This window comes from Megasphaera intestinihominis, assembly GCF_040096415.1.
Lineage (GTDB): Bacteria > Bacillota > Negativicutes > Veillonellales > Megasphaeraceae > Megasphaera > Megasphaera intestinihominis.
Genome location: NZ_JBBMEU010000031.1, coordinates 12,127 through 27,028 on the forward strand (window position 1 = coordinate 12,127; position 14,902 = coordinate 27,028).

The window sequence follows — 14,902 nt, forward strand, 5'->3', positions numbered from 1 at the left end:
TCAGGCGGGCTCGCCACGTGCGAGCCCCTACGATGGCTCCCCTATCAGGGGAGCCAATGGCGGCCTGCGTTATTTGTGGTATTCAAATTCCATGGAATAAATGCGGACGGTGTTGCCGTCCTGGATGCCGTGTTCCTGGAGGAGCTTGTCCAGTTCCATGTAGCGCCAGATGCGCTGGAAGCGGCGCAGGGACTGGTCGTCGTCGAAGTTGGTCATAGCGACGAGGTTTTCGATGCGGGCGCCGGTGATGACGAAGGCGCCGTCGTCGTCGCGCTTGACTTCAAAGTCCGGCTTATTCTGGGCTTTATAGACGACTTCTTCCGTCGTTTCGTCCGGTTCTTCGACGTACTCTTCGAGCATCGTCCAGACCCGTTCCAGGAGCTTGTCCATGCCTTCGCCGGTCATGGCGCAGATGGGATAGACTTCGACGCCGTGAGCGGTCATGTAGTCCATGAGCCGTTCCAGGTTGTCCGAATCGCCGAGGAGGTCGATTTTGTTGGCCGCTACGACCTGGCGTTTGCGCGCCAGTTTTTCGCTGTATTTCGCCAGTTCGGCATTGATCTTTTCATAGTCTTCGATGGGGTCGCGCCCTTCGATGCCCGACACGTCGACGACGTGGATGAGGATCTTCGTCCGTTCGATGTGGCGCAGGAAATCGTGGCCCAGGCCGACGCCTTCACTGGCGCCGTCGATGAGGCCGGGGATATCGGCCATGACGAAACTGCGGTGGTCCGGCAGGTTGACGACACCCAAAATCGGGTTGAGCGTCGTGAAGTGGTAAGCTGCGACTTCCGGCTGAGCTGCCGAAACCTTGCGCAGGATACTCGACTTGCCGACGCTGGGGTAACCCAGGAGGCCGACGTCAGCCAGGACCTTCAGTTCCAGGCGCAGCCACCGTTCTTCCCCCGGTTCGCCCCGTTCGGCAAAGGTCGGCGTCCGGTTGGCGCTGGTGCGGAAATGCCAGTTGCCGCGGCCGCCGCGGCCGCCTTTGGCGACGATGGCCCGCTGGCCGTCGCGGGATAAGTCGGCCATGACCTGGCCCGTTTCTTCATCTTTGACGATGGTCCCCAAGGGAACAGTGATCAATAAATCTTCGGCATTGCGGCCGTACTTGTTGCTGCCTTCACCTTTTCCGCCGGGCTTGGCCTTGAACAGGCGGCGGAACCGGAAGTCGACCAGGGTATTGACGTTGCGGTCGGCGACGAGGACGACGTTGCCGCCCTGGCCGCCGTCACCGCCGTTCGGCCCGCCCTTGGGGACGAACTTTTCGTGACGGAAACTGCTCATGCCGTCGCCGCCCTTGCCGGACTGTACAAAAATTCTTGCTCTGTCTATAAACATATTTCACCTCATAGGAATACATGCGGATACAGAAAGAGACACAGCATACATATACCATGTCTCCTGTCTATCTGTCCAAAAATATCTAATTGACGTTACTATCAAATTTTAAAGCATATTCGCTCATCTGTAAAGTCATTTTTCCTGAATAATTTCCAAAGCCTTCTCGAACTGGCTGTCTTCCGGGTCGGACGGCGTCAAGGGAACGACGACATCCGGTTCGATACCGACGCCGTCGATTTCGCGGCCATTCGTCGTCCGATACTTGGCGACGGTCACTTTGACGGCTGATGCCGAGTCGACGGGGAAGACGCCCTGGACGGTCCCCTTGCCGTAGGTCTTGACGCCGACGATGGGTCCGAGTTTCATGTCCTGGACGGCACCGGCGACGATTTCCGAAGCGCTGGCCGAATTTTCATTGACCAAGACGACGATGGGAATCGGGTCATCCGTCCCCTGGGCCGTGTACTGGTCCACTTTGCCATCCTGTTCCGTATAAGACACGATGGTACTGTTGGGCGGAACGAAATTGCTGGCCACGCCGACAGCCTGTTCGACGATGCCGCCCGGGTTGTCACGCAGGTCGAGGATGAGCTTGTTCATGCCCTGCTCGCGGAGCTTGGTAAATTCCTTGGTGAAATCGTCAGCCGTGCCATCACTGAAGACGGCCACGCGGATATAGCCGACGTCCGTGCCGTCGACCATCTTGCCGGCGACTGTCGGCACGTGGATCTGGCGGCGCTGGACGGTAAAGGATTGTTCTTCGCCATCGCGGCGGACGACGAGGTCGACGCTGGTGTCGACAGGTCCGCGGATGTTCTTGGACACATCTTCCAGCTGATAGCCCTCGACGGACGTGCCATCAATGGACACCAGGATATCACCGCGCTGGAGACCCGCTTCCTCAGCCGGACTGCCTTCCATGACACCGGCGATGAGGATGCCTTCATCGGTAGAGGCGATGTAGACGCCGATGCCGGCGTAAGTGCCGCTCATCTGGGCGGAAAAGTCTTTATACAAATCGCCGCCGAGATAGGTCGAATGTTTATCGCCCAAAGTACTGACCATGCCCTTCAAGGCACCGTCAAAGATGGCGTTTTTATCGACATTTTCGGCATAATGGCTTTCGATGATTTCCAAGGTCCGGAAAAACTCGAACATCGACGAAGGCCGGCCCGTATAATACCAAAAGAGGCCAACCATGGCGACAATCATGATGATCATACCGCTGCAGACATATCCCAGCGGCCGGCGGACGCTCTCCCACGTCTGCCGTAAACTATGTTTCCCCATCAGGGTGCCTCCTCGAAATTAGTTCATAGTTTGCAGTTTTTAGTTTGCAGTAAATGTCCAAAAATTTAAAGCCATCGCTACAAACTCTGTACTACAAACTTTATACTATACAAAAAGTACTCGTGCCTATCAGCAGAAGCCGTGACGCGCCGACTTCCCCCTACAAATACCCCTGGGGGTCGACGGGGTCGCCATTGGCGCGGACTTCAAAGTGGACGTGCGGGCCCGTGGAGTTGCCTGTCGAGCCGGCATAGGCGATGACCTGGCCCTGAGAGACGGCCTGGCCCGGCGAGACGGCGAGTTCCTGATTGTGGCCGTACAACGTCGACAGGCCGTTGCCGTGGTCGATGACGACGGCATAGCCATAGCCGCTGATCCAGCCGGCTTCGACGACGGTACCGCCATCGGCTGCCTGGACAGGCGTGCCATAATCGACGCCGATATCGATGCCGCTGTGGTAGATGGTCGTCCCAAAGATGGGATGAGTCCGGTAACCGTAAGGCGACGTGATGACGCCGTTGACGGGCCAGATCATGGCTCCCGTCCCGCCGCTGCTGACGGGCTGGGAATCGCTGCCATCGCTGCTGTCCGGGGCAGGCGGCGCGGCCTGGGCCGCCGCTTCTTCGGCAGCCCGCTGGCGCAGCTTGTCGCCCAGGGACTGGGAAGCCTGCTGATATTCGGCATAGGCCTTCTCAGCCGTAGCCTTATCGTTCTGGGCCTGGTAAAGGACGGCCTGCTGTTCGTCTTTATGGGCGGCGATTTCGTCGCGCTTGGCCTTCGCTTCATCGCGCAGCTGTGCCTGACGGTCGCGCTGTACTTCTAATTCTTTTTGAGCCGCTTCGATAGCTGCCCGTTCCTGACGGATGTCAGAAATGAGGGAGATATCGGCATCGACGACGCGGCGCAGGAGTTCCAGGCGGTTGGAAAAGTCGCTGAAATCCTTGGCGCCGAGGACGACGTCGAGATAACTCAGCTGGCCGTGCATATAGATATCGCGGATGCGCTTGGTAAAGACTTTCTCCCGCTTCTGCAGGCGCGCCCGGTTCTCGTCGAGCTCGGCCTGGGTCGCGGCTATTTTTTCTTCCGTCGCCGCCAAATCGGCCGTCACCGTCTGGTATTCGCCCTGAGCGGCTTCCAGGCTCTTCTGGATTTCATAGAGCTTATCGCTGACGTTGTCGATGACCATTTGGGCCTGGGCCTTCTTCTCACTCTGCTCGGCCATGCGGGTCTGGACGTCGTCCAGCTGGCCCTGCAGGTCATCGTCGGCAAAGGTCAGGAGACACGGCGATAACAGGGCTGCCGTCACGGCGAGGATGATATATTTTCTTACCATATTACACCTTCATATATCGTTTCAGCGAAATCGTACTGCCCAGGGCGCCGATGATCATACTGATGACCAAGAGGATGGCTGCCGTGCGGTACATAAAGGGATAGACGCTGACCATGGGCAGGAAGGCCAGGGACTGGTGGACCGCCGTGACGACGAAGCCGTAGAACTGGCACAAGGCCAGGTCGGCCAGGACGCCGCCGATGAAGCCCAGGAGCAGCCCTTCCAGGAGGAACGGCCAGCGGATGAACCAGTTCGTCGCGCCGACGTATTTCATGATGGCGATTTCCTTGCGCCTGGCGAAGACGGTCAGGCGGATAGTGTTGGAAATGATGAACAGCATAGCCAGGGTCAGGAAGATGATCAGGGCAATGCCGCCCCAGCGGATGATGCGTGTGATCTGGAAGAGCTGTTCGATGATTTCCTGGCCGTAATGGGTCCCTTCGACTTCGGGATAGTCAGCGACGATGTCGGCCGTCCGGCGCACGGCTTCCGGTTCGGTAAAGGTCACTTCATAAGAACTGGGCAGGGGATTCTTGCCGTCCAGGGCGTCGAGGATGCCCGGCTGGTCCTTCATGCGGTCCTTGAGGATGTCCATGGCCTGGTCCTTGTCGGTAAAGGATACGGACTTCACATCGGGCAGGGCGCTCAGGCGGCGGCCGACGCTGTCGATGTCCTTCTGGGTCACGTCGTCTTTGAGATAGACCGTGATTTCGACCTGGCTTTCCAGGTTCTCAGCGAAATAATCGAGGTTGGCCACGAGGGTCAGGAAAATGCCCAGGATGAACAGGGACAAGGCGACGGTAGCAATGGACGCGATGGACATGAAGCGGTTGCGCCAGAACGACTGAATGGCTTCGGCCATGTAGTAGCGCATGGTCCTAATTTTCATCGTCATAGCCCCCCTTCTGTTCATCGCGGACGACTTTGCCGCCGTCGATTTCGATGACCCGCTTGTTCATCATGTCGACGAGGGTCTTATCATGAGTCACCATGAGGACTGTCGTCCCCATGTGGTTGATTTTCTTGAAGACTTCCATAATGTCCCGCGACGTTTCCGGGTCCAGGTTCCCCGTCGGTTCATCGGCAATGAGCAGCAGCGGCCGGTTGACGATGGCCCTGGCGATGGCTACGCGCTGCTGTTCGCCGCCGCTGAGGTTCTTAGGCAGGGCATCGGCCTTGCCGACCAGGCCGACCAGGTCGAGGACATCGCGGACACGGCGGCGGATAAGGCGCCGCGGCGCTTCGATGACTTCCATGGCAAAGGCCACGTTTTCCTGAGCCGTCTTATTGGGCAGGAGGCGGAAATCCTGGAAGACGATGCCCATTTTGCGGCGCAGATAGGGCACGCGGTTCTTGGCCAGCTTATTGACTTCAATGCCGTTGACGAAGACCGAACCCCGCGATGGCAGTTCTTCATAGGACAAGAGCTTGATGAGCGTCGACTTGCCGGCACCGCTGGCGCCGACGACGAAGACGAACTCGCCCTTGCCGATATGGAGCGATACGTGGTCCAGGGCAATGGAGCCATTGTCATAGACCTTGGATACGTTCTTTAATTCAATCATAAGGACCTCCGATGCTGTTGCAGGCGCTTGCGGACGCCCTTGCGGCCTTCCAGGATGCGCAGGGCCAGATAGGCATTGCGCAGGGACTGGCGCCGCAGGTGATTGAGGCGGGCCTTGATTTCCGGCGCCAAATGGCCGAGAGCCAATTTCTGGCTCACGTCGGCGACGATATCCGCAGCCTGGACGTCTTCTGTCGTGCCGCAGACCCTATCGCCGATGAGGTCGATGAAACTGTCGATTTTCGGGTCATACGACACGGCCGTCGCCGGCACCTGCATGATAGCCGAAAAGATGAGGGCATGCAGGCGGTTGGCAATGACCGCATCCATACAGCCCATGAGGGACATGAATTCCACCGTCGTATAGTGGCCGTCGAGGACGACGGCTTTCGTCTTCATGCGGCTGGCAATGTCGCGGCCGGCTTCGACGTCGGCCGGGTACTGCATGGGGATGAAGATGACGTGGACGTCCTGTGTTTCCTGCAGCTCGTCAACAGCAGCGGCAATGGCGTCCTTATAGGCTTCATGGTCCTGCCAGTTGCGGACGGCAATGCCCAGGCGCCGGCGGATGCCGGTGATGCCGTGTTTCTTGAGAATATAGAGGCCGATGTTCTTATCGACGGGATGCATGGACAAGACGGCGTCAGCCGTGACATGGATAGGCGGCCGGGTCACGCCCATGGCGGCCAGTTCGGCTTTGGAATCGGCATCGCGGACGCCGATGACGGCGACGCGCTGCAAGACATCGCGCACAGCCCGGCGGGCCTTGGCACCGCGGACGGGGCCGATGCCCTGAGCGTAGAGCATGACGGGCTTCTTGAAGAACAGGGCGATTTTCATGATCCACAAGTAATAATAGAGGCTGCGGGCGCTGGTCACGTCCTGCAAAAGGCTGCCACCGCCGCTTATAAGAATATCACAGCGGCGAATGGCCGCTGCGATAGCAAAGAAGTTCAGGCGGTGTACAGCCTGTACGTTATGGTTTTCCCGGGTCATGCGGCAGTTGCCGGTGATGACCGTAATCGATACGTCGGGAATGATGTCTTTCAGGGAGCCGACAATGGCCGCCAGCATGGCTTCGTCGCCGGCATTGGCAAAACCGTAATAGCCGGAAATAACGACTCTAGTCACGATGGGCCACCTGCTTTCCCAGCCACGTCGTCACATAGCTGACGATGGCAATGGCGATGATCAGGCCGATACCGATGACCATGCCCGTCACCCAGCCGTTGATGCCGCGGATGAAGGACATGAGGAAAGGCGTGCGGATATGGGCGAAGGTTTCGACCATAGAGCCGACGCCGATGGCAGCGGCGATGACCAGGAAGAAGTGCAGCAGCTGCGGCCATTTACGGTACAGCGCAGCGACCATGAGGTAGAAGGCCGGATGGCCGATGAGGAATTCCTTTTCCCGCGGGCGGGCATAGAGGACATTTTCCAGGAAGCGGCGCATAGCGACTTCCACGCCCGGTACGGGGACGCCTGCCGTGTGGCCGCTGCGGCCGACGAAGATGACGCCAGCCAGGGCCAGGACGGCCAGGATAAGGATGGTCCCCATCTTAATGGGAATATTGAGGAAATCCTTGACGAAGACCTTTAGGTCTTCCGGCGAGGCGATGGTCTGTCCCATGAGCGGGAAGCGGCGCAGATAGCCGATAGCCACCAGGATCAGGGGCAGGATGAAGGTCAGCTTGACGCCGCGGTAGAAGTCGAATTCCATGAAGAAGCGGATATTGCCCAGCATGGCGGCGATATAGAGGCCGCCGATCATGGCCACGGCGACGGCAAAGAACAAGCCGATGGTGCCATCGCGGACGACGCGGCCATAGCCGAGTTTCTTAGTGATCTTCATCTTCTTCCAGTGGTCCAGGGCCAGGAGAATGGCCGCTGTCGGCGCAGCTGTCGCACAGCCGATAGCCCAGACCTGGAGGAACAAGGCCCCTTTGGCGACGATAGCACCGATGACGGCACAGACGATGCCCAGGCCCATGAGGATGTAGTTCTTGCGGTCCGTCAAGGGCAGGAGCAGGTTGAGGACGAAGACGAAGCCGCAGGCTGCTGCCGCTGCCGTAATGGCCAGGAGCAGGCGGTTCGGATAATAGGCCGGCATGATGGAAGCCCGGCCCAGGGTGTAGCCCCGGTCCGTCAGTTTCTGCGAAACCATCTTGACGTAAGACAAGTTGGTCTGGGTCAGGTTCATGCCGTGGAGAGGCTTCTTATAGAGCGGATAGAGATTGACCCGGGCATTGCGTTCCAGGTCGCTGATGTAAAAGCGCATAGCCGCTTCTTCAGGCGTAATCTTTTCCAGTTCTTCCTTGGCCATGGCATAGACGCGGGCCGTGCGGTAATGGACCAGGCCGGCCAGGTCATACATGCCGTCCTGCTGATTATACTGGAGCTGGTTGACCGATTCGATCATATAGAAAGGAATGTCCCTGTCGTTCAGGTTGTCCGCCGTATAGTCCAGCATGGTCTTGCGTTCGGCGTTGACCGGCGTATAGCCCAGGACTTCCTTGCCGACGAACATGATGCCCGATACATTCTTGATCTGATCGACGCGGTCGAAGAAATGAGCGACCTGTTCCTTCGTCGGGTTGCTGTAATTCGTCGGCCGCAGGATGACGTGGAAGCCGTGGTCGCTGATAGTCTTGGCGTCAGCGCTGAGGATACCCAGGTTGACATCGCCTAAGCCCGGCATGACACCTTGAATACCGACAATACGGTACGGGCCATGGGACATGATCTTGACTTTATCGTCACCCAGGCGGGTCTTGAGGTCGGATACGACTTCGTCGAAATAGAGGTCCGTCTGGCCCTGGGGCTTGCCGATGAGGTAGTAGTCATAGGATTTGTCGGTAATGCCGAACTGAGGATAATAGAGGTCGGCACCGAGTTTCGTCACCAGCGACAGTTCGCCGCGCTGGGTCAGCTTATTGAGGGTAGTATCGTAAATGGTAAAGCTCGTAACGCCGGCATCGCGGCACATCTGAAGTGCCGTGTCGAGGTCGTAGCCGTCGTTACGGGCCATGACGACGATGGCATCATAATCCATAGCCTGTTCTACCGTCGTCGACTCATTTTCTATCGCATTGCGTTGTACGCACATGCCCAGCGCACATACGAGGCCGATAAAGACGGCCAGTATCATCGCCAGCATACTGCGTTTATTCATGTTTGTCATTCTCTTCACCTTATCTATGAGTTGCTCACCTGGCCATGGATGGTCAGGAGGCCGTCGCGCATGGTGACGCTGTCCGGCTGGATTCCCAAGGGGAATTCGGCAAAGTCGTAAATCTCAGCATTGGCCATCTGCGTCGTGCTGATCTGCATGCCCATGCCTTCTACCGTCACGGACGACGGGATGAACATGAGCTTCGACCCTTTCATGCCAAAATGACCGCGGACATCAGCCTGGGCCGACACGAGGCCGCCCAGCTTCACCCGTCCCTGAACGCGGACGGCGTCGTCTTCAAAGGAGACCTGCGGGTCCGTCAGTCCCTGGACCTTCTTGACCAGGAACTTTTCCAGTTCTTCGCTGCGGATGGATGCCGTCATTTCACCGCTCTCGGCCCGGGTGACCCGGACTTCCTGATCGGCCAGGGCCAGGAGCGGCTTGAAATGGACGCCGTAGAGATTGCAGTCGAAGTGGGCGAAGGTCAGATCGCCAGCCTGGAAATTATTGGCATGAACCGTAATGGCGTCGATGTCGCCGAGGAAGATCTTCGCCCCTGGCGACGCCTGGACGCGGACATCATCGCTGTGCAGATTGAGTGTCGCCGACAAGGCTTGACAGAGGCCGGCTTCGGCCAGCTGGGGCGCATAGGAATTGGCGCCGACCAAGAGGGCTGCGACGATGACAAAGAAAATCATCCATTTTTTCATTTACTTTAGAGCTCCTGCTTTGCTAACTTCTTTTCTTTTTCCTGCTGCAAATACCCTTCGATGAAGATGTCCAGGTCGCCGTCCATGACAGCCTGGATATTGCCCGTTTCGACATTGGTCCGGTGGTCCTTGACCAGGTTGTACGGGTGGAACACGTACGAGCGGATCTGGCTCCCCCATTCGATAGCCTGGTGGACGCCGCCGATTTCGGCTTTCAGTTTTTCCTGCTTTTCCTGTTCCAATTCAAAGAGCTTAGCCCGCAAGTACTTCAGGCACATTTCCTTATTCTGCAGCTGTGACCGTTCATTCTGGCACTGGACGACGATGCCCGTCGGCATGTGAGTCATGCGGACAGCGGAACTCGTCTTGTTGACGTGCTGGCCGCCGGCACCGGAGGCGCGGAAGTAATCGACGCGGACGTCGTCCATATTGATTTCGACATCGACGTCGTCCGGCAGTTCCGGCATGACATCGACAGCCGTAAAGGACGTGTGGCGCCGGGCTGCGGCATCGAAAGGCGAAATGCGGACCAGGCGGTGGACGCCTTTTTCCGATTTCAAATAGCCATAGGCGTATTCGCCTTCGACGCGGAAGGCAGCGCTCTTGATGCCCGCTTCATCACCGGGCTGCATATCCAGGACGGTCAGTTTGTAGCCATTGCGTTCAGCCCAGCGGGTGTACATGCGGATGAGCATCTGTGCCCAGTCCTGAGCTTCCGTACCGCCGGCACCGGCGTGGAAAGTGATGAGGGCGTTGCACTTGTCGTATTCGCCGGACAAGAGGAGCCGTACTTCCCGCTTTTCGATGTCCTTGAGCAGGTCGTGGTACTGCTTTTCAATGTCTTCGGCAAAGGAGGCGTCGCCATCTTCCATGGCCATTTCCAAATAGTCGCTGAGGTCATCAGCTTTGCGGACGAGTTCTTCGTGGCCTTCGACTTCCGTCTTGAGCAGCGTCGCTTCCTGGGAAATCTTCTTGGCCTTGTCCGGGTCATCCCAGAAGGTCGGGTCACTCATCTGCATATCTAAATCCATGATACGTTCTTTTTTCCGAGGTAAGTTAAAGTGAATCCCCGATTTCTTGTATTCTATGTTTGAGGTCTTCCAGCGGTTTACGCATTTCATCTAACAACACAAGTATCACCATCTTTCATAAAACATAACTATAATAGGATGTTCACAGAATTCGCGCGGGCGCCCCACGTAGGCGCCCCTACACGGGATAATTTATACGGGATTCGCGTGGACGCCCCTACGCCATCATTGCCGTTCCCGTTCTTCGTCTTTCTTGATGTCTTCGGCGCTGACGGGTTTGCTTTCTTCGTGGACTTCGTGAGCGCCCTGGAGATGATCTTCCGCCTGCGGTACGGGCTTGCTGTACGTGACCTGGATATGATAGAGGAAGGTGACGACGGTCCGTTTGATGGATTCGATCATTTCCTCGAACATTTCATAGGCTTCGAATTTGTATTCGACGAGCGGATTCTTCTGGCCGTAAGCCCGCAGGTTGATGCCTTCCTTGAGGGCATCCATAGCGTCGAGGTGGTCCATCCACTTGCTGTCGACGACACGGAGCATGATGGCCTTTTCCAGTTCCTTCATGGTCTGTTCGCCGATTTCCTTGAGGCGTTCTTCATAGAGGTCGACGGCGATCTGTTTCAATTTATCCTGGACTTCGACGCGGCTCAGGTTTTCCAGTTCTTCCACAGACGTAGCGTTCTTGGGCACGAAATACTGCTGCATCTGGCTCAGGAGGCCGGCGAAATCCCATTCTTCAGGATAGAGCTTTTCATTGGCATATTTGTCCAGGCCTTCGTGGATGATATCGTCGACCATGCCCATGATAGTATCGCGCAGGGAATCAGCCGTAAGGACCTGATGGCGCTGGCCATAGAGGACTTCACGCTGCTGGTTCATGACATCGTCATATTCCAGGACGTATTTACGGATTTCAAAGTTGTGGCTTTCGACTTTCTTCTGAGCCTTTTCAATGGACCGGGTAATCATCTTGGCCGTAATCGGTTCGTCTTCATCCATGCCCAATTTATCCATGAACTTGGAAATGTTTTCCGAGCCGAAGATACGCATGAGGTCGTCTTCCAGAGACAGGAAGAACTGCGTCGTACCCGGGTCGCCCTGACGGCCGGCACGGCCGCGCAGCTGATTGTCGATACGGCGGCTTTCGTGGCGTTCCGTACCGATGATCATCAGGCCGCCCAGTTCAGCGACGCCTGGCCCGAGTTTGATGTCCGTGCCGCGGCCAGCCATGTTGGTGGCAATGGTGACCATGCCCTTCTGGCCGGCGTTCTTGATGATTTCCGCTTCTTTTTCGTGGTATTTGGCGTTGAGCACGTTGTGGACGATATTTTCCTTATCCAGGAGCTGGCTGAGGATTTCCGACTGGTTGATGGACGTCGTGCCGACCAGGATCGGCTGGCCCGTAGCGTGGCGCTTCTTGACTTCCCGGACGACGGCGCGGTACTTGGCGTTCTTCGTCTTGTAGATGACGTCCGGCAGATCGCGGCGGATAGCCGGTTTGTTGGTCGGGATGACGTAGACGTCGAGTTTATAGATCTTGTTGAATTCGTCTTCTTCCGTCTTGGCCGTACCGGTCATGCCGGCCAGCTTGTCGTACATACGGAAGTAGTTCTGGAAGGTAATCGTAGCCAGGGTCTTGCTTTCGCCCTGGACCTTGACGTTTTCCTTGGCTTCGATGGACTGATGCAGGCCATCGCTGTAACGGCGGCCGAACATGAGGCGGCCTGTGAATTCATCGACGATGACGATTTCGCCGTTCTTGACGACGTAATCCTTATCGCGGTGCATCATGAAGCGCGCCCGCAGGGCCTGGATGACGAGGTGGTTCAAATCGAGGTGGTCGTTGTCGAACATGTTGCTGATGCCCAACATCTTTTCAACTTTGGCAACACCCGAGTCGGTCGGCGCGATGGTCTTCTGTTTTTCGTCCATCGTGTAGTCGTCTTTGGTGAAGGTCTTGACGATGCCTGCCAGCGTGTAGTACAGGTCCGTCGATTTTTCACCCGGGCCGGAAATGATGAGCGGCGTCCGCGCTTCGTCGATGAGGATCGAGTCCACTTCGTCGACGATACAATAATTGAGCGGCCGCTGTACCATCTGGTCGGCACTGATGACCATGTTATCGCGCAGATAGTCGAAGCCGAATTCATTGTTCGTCCCATACGTGACGTCGGCGTTATACGCCCGGCGGCGCTGGTCATACGTGAGGTCGTGGACGATGAGGCCGACGGACAGACCGAGGAACTTATAGATGCGGCCCATGTCTTCACTGTCACGAGTAGCCAGGTAGTCATTGACGGTGACGACGTGGACGCCCTTCCCCGTCAGGGCATTGAGGTAAACCGGCAGCGTCGCGACCAAGGTCTTGCCTTCACCCGTACGCATTTCGGCGATATCCCCGCGGTGAAGGACGATGCCCCCCAGGAGCTGGACGTCAAAATGGCGCATCCCCGTCACACGACGTGAAGCTTCGCGGACGACGGCAAAGGCTTCGGGCAGAATGTCGTCCAACGTTTCACCGTTGGCCAGACGATTCTTGAACTCGAAGGTCTTCTCCTGCAGCGACGCATCGCTCAGGCCTGCCAATTTCGGTTCCAGATCATTGATGCGGCGGACAATGGGCCACATCTTCTTTAATTCATGCTCCGTGTTATTCCCGAGCAGTCTTTGTATCAGTTTATTAAACACCTATCCGAGACCTCCAATTTACACAATTTGCAATCCACTCTGTGATATTATATCAATTATACATTATACCGTGATTGGCGCCTATTTTGCAACCGTTTCAAAGGGATTTAAGAAAATATAAGGGGATTCCTTTGGGAAAGAACAGGTATTTTCCCATATACAACACCGCATGAATATGCTAAAATGATTTTATTATTTATTTATCCACCACGTGAAAGGGGTTTTATCATTATGATGCAATATGATGTGTCCATATTGACAGCCTTTGCCCTCTACTTACTGGCAATGCTGGCGATTGGCGTCTATTATTCCCGGTCCCAGCAGCGGCTGAGCGACTATATTCTCGGCGGGCGCAGCCTGGGTCCATGGATCACTTCTATGAGTGCCGAAGCATCGGACATGAGCGGCTGGATGCTCATGGGCGTACCGGGCTTCGCTTATTCTACAGGTATCTCGGCTGCCTGGATTGCCATTGGCATCGCCATCGGTACCTACCTCAACTGGCAGTTCGTATCCCAGAGATTGCGTAACTATACCGAAGTGGCCAACAACAGCCTGACCATGCCGGACTATTTGAAGAACCGCTTCCACGATGAAAAAAATATCATCCGCATCATCTCGGCTATTTTCATCCTTATATTTTTCCTTATATACACGTCATCGGGCTTCGTCTCCGGCGGCAAGCTCTTTGAATCGGTCTTCGGCATGGACTACTTCTCGGCCCTACTGCTCAGTGCCGGCGTCGTCGTCATCTACACCTTCCTGGGCGGCTTCATGGCCGTCTGCTGGACCGACTTCATCCAGGGCTGCATGATGTTCCTGGCCATCGTCCTGGTCCCCTTGGTCGGCATGATCGCCTTTGGCGGCTGCGACGCCGTCATGACCCGATTGGCTACGACGGCACCGAACCTGCTGGAAATGGCACCGGACACGACGACGACGGGTATCATCGGCATCATCTCCGCCCTGGCCTGGGGCATCGGCTACTTCGGCCAGCCCCATATCCTGGTCCGCTTCATGGCCATCGGCGACCCGACGGAACTGAAGAAATCGAAACACATCGCCATGACCTGGGTCGTCATCTCCCTGGCCGCTGCCGTCCTGGTCGGCCTGGTAGGCAAAGTCATCGTCCCGACGCCTTTAGTCGGCGCCGATTCGGAAAAAGTCTTCCTGGTCATGAGCCGTCAGCTCTTCCCGCCTTTTGCTTCGGGCCTCATCTTATCGGCCGTCCTGGCAGCCATCATGAGTACGGCCTCGTCGCAGCTGCTGGTCACGGCCTCGGCCATTTCCAAGGACTTTTATCATACCTTCGTCCGCAAGAATGCCAGCGATAAAGAATTAATCTACGTCAGCCGCCTGACGGTCCTCGTCGTCGCCGCCCTGGCCATCGTCCTGGCCCTCAACCCGAACAGTTACATCCTGACCATGGTCTCCTATGCCTGGGCTGGCTTCGGTGCCGCCTTCGGCCCGACCATCCTCCTGTCCCTGTACTGGAAGAACATGACCAAGAACGGCGCCCTGGCCGGCATCATCGTCGGCGGCCTGACCGTCCTCATCTGGAAACAGTTCGCCTGGTTCGGCCTCTATGAAATCGTACCGGGCTTCCTCTTCTCGCTCATCGCCATCTACATCGTCAGCAAACTCGACGGCGGACCGAGCCAGGAAATCCAGGACGAATTTGAACAAGCCATCCACCATACTCCCAAAATCAGCGTCCTCCACAATGAGGAAGAGTAGGGGCTCGCACGTGGCGGGCCCGCAGGCCGC

General features: G+C 56.9%; 11 protein-coding genes. 1 reads left to right on the forward strand and 10 read right to left on the reverse strand.

Annotated elements, in window-relative coordinates:
- Positions 1 to 69: 69 nt before the first annotated feature.
- The 10 genes from obgE to secA form a co-directional block, all read right to left on the reverse strand.
- Entirely contained in the window at positions 70 to 1,341 is a 1,272-nt protein-coding gene (obgE, locus tag WMO23_RS06430; RefSeq protein WP_292108361.1) for a GTPase ObgE, read from the reverse strand.
- Positions 1,342 to 1,476: 135 nt separating this feature from the next.
- The gene (locus WMO23_RS06435) at positions 1,477 to 2,634 is read right to left on the reverse strand and encodes a S41 family peptidase (RefSeq protein ID WP_020310896.1); all 1,158 of its coding nucleotides are present in this window, start codon (positions 2,632 to 2,634) and stop codon (positions 1,477 to 1,479) included.
- A gap of 160 nt (positions 2,635 to 2,794) precedes the next feature.
- Complete coding sequence (locus WMO23_RS06440) at positions 2,795 to 3,967, reverse strand: murein hydrolase activator EnvC family protein (RefSeq protein WP_292108360.1); 1,173 nt, start codon at positions 3,965 to 3,967, stop codon at positions 2,795 to 2,797.
- A 1-nt stretch (position 3,968) separates the two neighbouring features.
- Entirely contained in the window at positions 3,969 to 4,856 is an 888-nt protein-coding gene (gene ftsX, locus WMO23_RS06445; protein WP_020310898.1) for a permease-like cell division protein FtsX, read from the reverse strand.
- The gene (gene ftsE, locus WMO23_RS06450) at positions 4,846 to 5,532 is read right to left on the reverse strand and encodes a cell division ATP-binding protein FtsE (RefSeq protein ID WP_020310899.1); all 687 of its coding nucleotides are present in this window, start codon (positions 5,530 to 5,532) and stop codon (positions 4,846 to 4,848) included. Before ftsE ends, ftsX begins: the two co-directional genes overlap by 11 nt.
- Entirely contained in the window at positions 5,529 to 6,662 is a 1,134-nt protein-coding gene (gene csaB, locus WMO23_RS06455) for a polysaccharide pyruvyl transferase CsaB (RefSeq protein WP_020310900.1), read from the reverse strand. The genes ftsE and csaB overlap by 4 nt, the downstream gene beginning before the upstream one ends.
- On the reverse strand, positions 6,655 to 8,703 hold the full coding sequence (locus tag WMO23_RS06460; protein WP_020723735.1) for a DUF5693 family protein: 2,049 nt from the start codon (positions 8,701 to 8,703) through the stop codon (positions 6,655 to 6,657). Before WMO23_RS06460 ends, csaB begins: the two co-directional genes overlap by 8 nt.
- 23 nt (positions 8,704 to 8,726) lie before the next feature.
- Entirely contained in the window at positions 8,727 to 9,413 is a 687-nt protein-coding gene (locus tag WMO23_RS06465; protein ID WP_020310903.1) for an LmeA family phospholipid-binding protein, read from the reverse strand.
- Between the two features lie 5 nt (positions 9,414 to 9,418).
- Positions 9,419 to 10,541, reverse strand: a protein-coding gene (gene prfB, locus WMO23_RS06470; protein ID WP_335340745.1) for a peptide chain release factor 2 whose coding sequence is annotated in 2 segments (ribosomal slippage) — positions 9,419 to 10,471 and positions 10,473 to 10,541 — 1,122 coding nt in all. Because the reading frame shifts where the segments join, the coding sequence is not laid out codon by codon here.
- 128 nt (positions 10,542 to 10,669) lie between these two features.
- Positions 10,670 to 13,135 (reverse strand): preprotein translocase subunit SecA, encoded by a 2,466-nt coding sequence (secA, locus tag WMO23_RS06475; RefSeq protein WP_349173540.1) that lies wholly within the window; start codon positions 13,133 to 13,135, stop codon positions 10,670 to 10,672.
- A 231-nt stretch (positions 13,136 to 13,366) separates the two neighbouring features.
- Here secA and putP point away from each other — a divergent pair, with 231 nt between their 5' ends.
- Positions 13,367 to 14,872: a sodium/proline symporter PutP gene (gene putP, locus WMO23_RS06480; RefSeq protein WP_302755300.1), complete on the forward strand. Its 1,506-nt coding sequence runs from the start codon at positions 13,367 to 13,369 to the stop codon at positions 14,870 to 14,872.
- Positions 14,873 to 14,902 lie beyond the last annotated feature (30 nt).

Coding starts and splice junctions, on each gene's coding strand:
- WMO23_RS06440 (WP_292108360.1), bottom strand. CDS start 3,967: ATGGTAAGAAAATATATCATCCTCGCCGTGACGGCAGCCCTGTTATCG.
- WMO23_RS06465 (WP_020310903.1), bottom strand. CDS start 9,413: ATGAAAAAATGGATGATTTTCTTTGTCATCGTCGCAGCCCTCTTGGTC.
- WMO23_RS06460 (WP_020723735.1), bottom strand. CDS start 8,703: ATGAATAAACGCAGTATGCTGGCGATGATACTGGCCGTCTTTATCGGC.
- ftsE (WP_020310899.1), bottom strand. CDS start 5,532: ATGATTGAATTAAAGAACGTATCCAAGGTCTATGACAATGGCTCCATT.
- ftsX (WP_020310898.1), bottom strand. CDS start 4,856: ATGAAAATTAGGACCATGCGCTACTACATGGCCGAAGCCATTCAGTCG.
- obgE (WP_292108361.1), bottom strand. CDS start 1,341: ATGTTTATAGACAGAGCAAGAATTTTTGTACAGTCCGGCAAGGGCGGC.
- WMO23_RS06435 (WP_020310896.1), bottom strand. CDS start 2,634: ATGGGGAAACATAGTTTACGGCAGACGTGGGAGAGCGTCCGCCGGCCG.
- putP (WP_302755300.1), top strand. CDS start 13,367: ATGATGCAATATGATGTGTCCATATTGACAGCCTTTGCCCTCTACTTA.